A 1,050-nucleotide genomic window follows, 5' to 3' on the forward strand; every position below is an offset into this window, starting at 1 on the left:
CCCGAGTAATTTAAATCCGCTTTGATAGCCTTGGGCGAAGTGCCATGCTGCGACTAGAGCACAGATGATAAAAAGTAGGTAGGTGAAATAGACCATCACTCGCTCATCATCAAATGCACCGTAAGCGTAAAGTAAGCTCAGTAGACAAAGAATGGCTAGCCACTGAACGGTTTCGATCAATAGTGTGGCCAAAGGTACTCTGTTCAACAAACCATTGATAAATACATATCCAGTAAACAGCACCAAGAATCCGATACATGGATGCAACAGTTGCTTTGCTCTTCCTTCTAAAATGATCAAGGCGATTAAGCCAACAGAAAGCAAACTTGCGATATCGGAAGGCGCAAGTGCCACGCCACCTACAGCGAATTTCACTGGGACAAAAAACAGTGCCAGAGTAATAGCTGCAAGGAGTGGAACGGTATTACTTATCGGTACAGAGCTGTTGGTAGATTCCATAATAGCCCTCTCGAAATTTGTCGATGGTGTAGAGTTTGGCTCGGTTGACGGAATAATGACTTGCCGAATTGTAAAGAGCCGCGTCTTCGCAAAGCTCTGCAACCTTTTGTGCAAGCCGATTGCTATCACCGACTTCGAACAGATATTCTGAGCTGCCGGTAACCTCATTTAATCCCGGAACATCGGACGAGAGTACGGGCAAACCTGCTGCCATCGCTTCTACGGCGGCGAGCCCGAATCCTTCAACGTGGGAAGATTGCACGTAGATATCCATATCGCTGAGAAAGAGAGGGATATCGGATACGACTCCGTGAAAATGCACGCGAGGTGAAACGTTTAACGATTGAGCGAGTAGTTGAAGCGAGGCTTTTCTTTCTCCATCTCCGGCAAGGTGTAAGTGGTAGCACTCAGGCAGTTTTGCGATGGCGTGAATTAACGTTTCGTGATCTTTGTGTTCATGTAGTCGGCCAACCATGCCAATGTTGATGGTTGCTTTCTCGCTGAGATCGTGGGCTTGTTTAGCCGCCATCGGGAAGCGATTTAAGTCGACGCCGTTATGTACAACTCGATACTTGTGTTGGTACCGAGGCA

1 protein-coding gene and 1 pseudogene are annotated in these 1,050 nt (G+C 47.2%); both read right to left on the reverse strand.

All coding sequences use genetic code 11. The features are described from left to right. Positions 1-459 (reverse strand): annotated as a pseudogene (locus tag R7Z78_RS24815) (ligase); the annotation flags it as partial. Then, the coding region (locus tag R7Z78_RS24820) for a glycosyltransferase (protein WP_169643728.1) at positions 425-1,050 on the reverse strand (626 nt) is incomplete at its 5' end. The pseudogene R7Z78_RS24815 and the gene R7Z78_RS24820, both read right to left, overlap by 35 nt.

Origin of the sequence: Vibrio sp. 1167, from assembly GCF_033340375.1 — a bacterium.
Classification (GTDB): Bacteria; Pseudomonadota; Gammaproteobacteria; order Enterobacterales; family Vibrionaceae; genus Vibrio; species Vibrio alginolyticus.